A 4,902-nucleotide genomic window follows, 5' to 3' on the forward strand; every position below is an offset into this window, starting at 1 on the left:
ACTCAATCCCAGGTCACTGTCGTTCATAAGCTTTACTGCTTCTTCATCGGAGCTAACAGCCATTATCCCCACAACTGGACCAAAGGTCTCATCACGCATTACTGACATCGAGTGATCAACATTCGTCAGCACTTGAGGTGCTAGATAGGCCGTACCATTCTGATCAAGAGGGAAATTTGTGACATCGATATTGGCTTTGGCACCTGAATCAATTGCGCCTTGAATCTGTTTGCGTATTCTTGCTGCCGCCGAAGCATTGACTACCGGACCAAGCGTCGTTGCCTGATCATTTGAGCAACCCAGGACATACTCCCGAGTAAGCTCTACAAAGCGCTCGACATACGCACTATAAATTGACTGATGAACATAAATCCGTTCGAGCCCACAACACGACTGACCGGAATTAAAGAAAGCACCATCTACAGTTGATTCAACAGCATATTCAAGGTCAGCATCACTACGAATATAGGCCGGATCCTTGCCCCCTAACTCAAGCGTTAGGTTAATAAACCTACCTGCACATGCTTTTTCAATATCTTTACCGGCCTCGACAGAACCAGTAAAGGTCACAGCCTTTATGGAAGGTTGCTCCAGCATAGTCTTGGCTGTGTCATGACTCATATGAAGGCATTGTAATACGCCCTGAGGAAGACCCGCGTCGGCAAAAGCCTCTACAATACGTTCACCGCACAAAGGTGTTTGGGCTGAATGCTTTAGGATCACCGAGTTACCAGCTAATAAAGCTGGAATAATAGAGTTGATCGGTGTGTGTAGAGGGTAATTCCATGGTGCTAGAACTGCTACCGTTCCAACCGGACACTTTTTAATGAAGCGCTTAAACCCAGGCTTATCGTCAACCTCGTTTGACGCAAGGCATCGATCAGATATTGAGATCATATGACGGGCGCGTGCTGCAAAACTGGAAACTTCGCCTTCTGCATATCGTATCGGTCGTCCCATTTGCCAACATAGCTCTTCAGCTATAAGCTCTTTTTTTTCTTCAAAGCACTCTACAGCTAACGAACAAATGTGCTTCTTTTTTTCCAAGGGTACCAAAGCCCAGTCATCTTGCGCTTTATCTGCAAGCAGCACCGCTTCAAGCATCTGCTCTTCGCCAACCAACTCTCTTTGAACATATAGAGAGCCATCAATTGGCGAATAGGTTTTCAGTTTTCTAGCCATAATATGTCTTCTAGTTAAATAATCTCGAAATACCGGTCCATTTCCCAGTCACTAATGTGCTTGCGAAACTCTCGCTCTTCCCATTCTCGGCTCGATGCAAAATGCTCTACAAAGGCATCGCCAAATAGGCCTCTCGCCTCTTTAGACTCCTTTAGAGCTTGCGCCGCCTCCCAAAGTGTTGCAGGAAGTTTTAATGCGCTGGGATGCGTTTGTGAATACGCATCACCAACAACCATTGGTGTCGGTTCAAGTTTGTGCTCGATACCATACAAACCTGAAGCAAGCGCCGCTGCCAAGGTTAGATACGGGTTACCATCTGCCGAGCCTAAACGATACTCGACTCTCTGCGACTTCGCTGAACCAGGTATAACGCGCAGCGAGCAAGTACGATTCTCAACGCCCCATGTAGCATCGGTTGGCGCCCAAAAGCCTGGAATTAGTCGCGTATAACTATTAACCGTTGGCGCAATCAATGACAAGAACTTTGGCATCAATAACTGCTGACCCGCAACGAAATGCCTTTGAGTATCACTCATCGAATAATCTTTACTTTGATCAAAAAAGACTGACTCATTTGTCTTCGCATCGTTTAAGGAAATATGAATATGGCCGCTTTGGCCTGGGTAGTCGGCCGACCACTTAGCCATAAAGGTGGCCATCAATTCATTTTTTTGGGCCAATACTTTAATGAAAGTTTTAAATAGCGACGCTTTATCGGCGGCATTTTGTGCGGTATCAACAGCTATCGCAGCCTCAAGAACACCTGGCCCGGTTTCTGTATGTAGACCTTCAATCGGAAAATCCATTTCCTCCGCAAGCCCAAGGATTTGTGCATATAAGTCGTGATGAACGCTTCCCCTTAAAACAGAGTAACCAAAGTTATCCGGCGTAAAAGGCTCAAGGTTTCGAAAGCCTTTTTCTCTTACGCTTTTTGGGGTTTCGTTAAATAGAAAGAATTCATACTCTAGCGCTGCATTGGCAGAAAAGCCCATTGAGTCTGCTTTTTGTAATATCCTATTCAAAAGATTGCGCGGACAGAGCACTGCCGCGGCACCTACGAATTCACAAATAAAAAGTAAAGTACCTTGCTCAAAAGGAATCTCCCTACAGCTTTCGGGAATAATTCGTACAGAGGCATCTGGGTAGGCTGTATGCCAGCCAGTGTAACTGACATTGTCGTATAACTGATCTTTCGAGTCCCAGCCCAAAACAACATCGCAAAAACCAAAACCCTTGTCGAGCCCAGCAAAGAACTTATCTTTGCTCATATATTTACCGCGCATCACGCCGTCTATATCGAAAAGACCAACTTTGACATGCTTTATTCCACGAAGATTTACAATATGCTTCGCATCTTCAATCGTTTTTACAGATCTGGCTTCCATCATATTATCCAAATATTTTTATTTTATAATCGCATCTAGCCTTAAGTTTAGGTTAGAAATGTTACATGCGCATAAAACTGCGGTGCATTAATAAAAACTAAGAGGAAATTACTAACAATGCGAGATAAGTGGGAGCTCGCTAAGCAATTAGAAATCGCTAGAATTGGGCTTCTATTTTAAAGGTGCTGCTAAGTTTTGAATCAGGATAAACTGGGTCATTTGAGCCGCTTTTGCTGGCATAGCTAAGCGCAAGAGATAACTGAACATAGTCATTAAAGTCATACTCAGATGCCAGATTCAACACAAATAGCTCAGAGACAGTAGACCAAGCCCCAAGCACACTCAAGCCGAGCACATCATTAAAGTACTCCTTGCTCCATGAAACATTCCAGATCTCGTTATAGATGGTACGATTCGTATCTTGCTCTAGACTTTTAAAACGCCATACACCAGCATTCACTTGATGATTAGCGGCACTTAGATATTCAAAACCTAGCGCAATTTCAAGCCTGTTTTCTAAGTTTTCAGGCCGACCACTCAGCGCATATACTGAAGAGAGTTGATTTGTTTTATAGGCCAAATCAAGCTCGTACATAATGCTTCCCTGATTGATACCCAGCGAAAGCCCATAGAGTTCGTAACGCTGACTATAAGGTGTGCTTTGAAAAGTATTCTTATCGATTAGTATGGAGAAATGATTAGCATACAGGCGGGCATAGCTTAACGAGAGATCAAAAGCCTGCTTAGCCAAACTTAAACGCCCTCCCCATTCGTCGCCCATCCCTGATCTGGCAATACGTTCTAATTCGCTTTCGAAATGAGAGAAACGATTCAACAGAGCATCTTCTTGATAGAACAGCTCAGCTGTAAGATCGTTTTGATAGCAGCGAAAAAGAGCCATCTCTGACGAGAGTCTGATATCACTAAAATCAGTCAATAAGGGTTTAGTGAAGTCAACTGGTGATATGACATCAAGCGCATTAGCACCCTCTACTCGCCCCCAGAACAAGGTTTGACGTCCAAGCTTTGCAACGCAATCCGAAAAACTTACCTGCAACCAGGCTTCATTTAACTCTCTATTCGTATAGGACTCTCCATAGTCACGAGATAGATTCTCTGGAGAGAAAAAGTGTGTTACCTCATAATCTATACGTGCATACGCACCCGACCAAAGGGGTGTATCCAGCTCAAGCCTCATACCAATATTTGACTGTTCAACATGCCGACCGTATGCCAATTCACGCGTGACAGACACGCTAAATATATCTATGAGCATAGCTGAAGACGAACCTGGCCTTTCGTGAGAGTCTTCGCCTAGTTCGAATTCATCGCTAAGTAACAGTGATTCTTCAGCAAGTAAGCTAGTATCATCGTAGACCTCATCCTGCTCTAGTAAGTCTTCACATATAGCAAGGCCACAATATGAGAGCAAATAAGTGACTAGTAGGAATCTAAGCATTAGTGTAACTATCACTTAAAGTGCTTTCTCAGTTTCGACAAATGCTGTTCACGGAAGGCAAAATCGTTGAGGCTACGCTGGGTCAAAAACGCTTCATCTAGCGCAACGCCAAGAACAACTTGTTCATTTACGATGGTTGATAAGCGCTTAGATTGCAGATTAAAGACCGTAATTTCACGCGCTAGCCACTTCCCGGACAGCTTCTCGTATTTTTTCATCAGAGTGCGTTTGTAAAGCTTGCCATGCTTGTCGTAACCTTGCACTTTAAGCGCTACAAATTTTTCTTTATCAATCCATAGAAGTAGCTTGCTATAGTTAGTCTTTCTTAGACGCACAGGCTTTGGTTTCGCTTCTATAACCCAAACTTGAGTTTGACCGTACTTTCCTTCTTGCAAAATCTTGTAGTCATATTCATCAGTTTTGCCACTTTCCATATCTTCTGTTGTAAACTCAGAACCAAAGAAAGCGACTGGTTCTTGATCATCAGATGAGCCACTCACCATTCGTTTCACCTTCCCCAAGGCAGACAGGTATAACCAAGACTCGGTATCTCTTGAATCATCTTCGTAGCTATATGTCAGCATGCCCACACCTTTTTCGCGGGCGGGTTCTAGAATGATAGAGATAGCTTTGCTGTCTTTTTTATTAACGCCAGCCTGAATGCTGTAGGATTCAAATCGTTTGATTCGTTTTGACTCGGTGCACGACACTTTCTTGCTCTTGATTTGAAAAGGACAAGAAGAAAGTGTCGATAGACTTAAGTTCATATCAGCCGTTTCTCGCTGAACTACATCCACTTTTTCCATAATACTTTTCGCATCATTAGCAGCTTGAGACAGTGTGCTAAATGCAATTAGTATCACCAAGGCCGAGACC

At 43.7% G+C, this 4,902-nt stretch carries 4 protein-coding genes; all 4 read right to left on the reverse strand.

Annotated features, from left to right (window positions below; translation table 11 throughout):
* Positions 1–1,182: aldehyde dehydrogenase family protein (locus A3763_RS22790; RefSeq protein ID WP_068760576.1), on the reverse strand; the 1,182-nt coding region annotated here is incomplete at its 3' end.
* 14 nt (positions 1,183–1,196) lie between these two features.
* Positions 1,197–2,570, reverse strand: a complete 1,374-nt coding sequence (locus A3763_RS22795; protein ID WP_156490408.1) for a glutamine synthetase family protein — start codon at positions 2,568–2,570, stop codon at positions 1,197–1,199.
* A gap of 154 nt (positions 2,571–2,724) precedes the next feature.
* Entirely contained in the window at positions 2,725–4,026 is a 1,302-nt protein-coding gene (locus tag A3763_RS22800) for a DUF1302 family protein (protein ID WP_068633838.1), read from the reverse strand.
* An 11-nt stretch (positions 4,027–4,037) separates the two neighbouring features.
* A partial coding sequence (locus tag A3763_RS22805) for an outer membrane lipoprotein-sorting protein (RefSeq protein WP_068760578.1) occupies positions 4,038–4,902 on the reverse strand: 865 nt, incomplete at its 5' end.

It is taken from the genome of Oleiphilus sp. HI0128, from assembly GCF_001635365.1.

What these genes read in the sequence shown, in the direction of transcription:
- A3763_RS22795 (WP_156490408.1), bottom strand. Translation starts at nt 2,570, where the DNA reads ATGATGGAAGCCAGATCTGTAAAAACGATTGAAGATGCGAAGCATATT.
- A3763_RS22800 (WP_068633838.1), bottom strand. Translation starts at nt 4,026, where the DNA reads ATGCTTAGATTCCTACTAGTCACTTATTTGCTCTCATATTGTGGCCTT.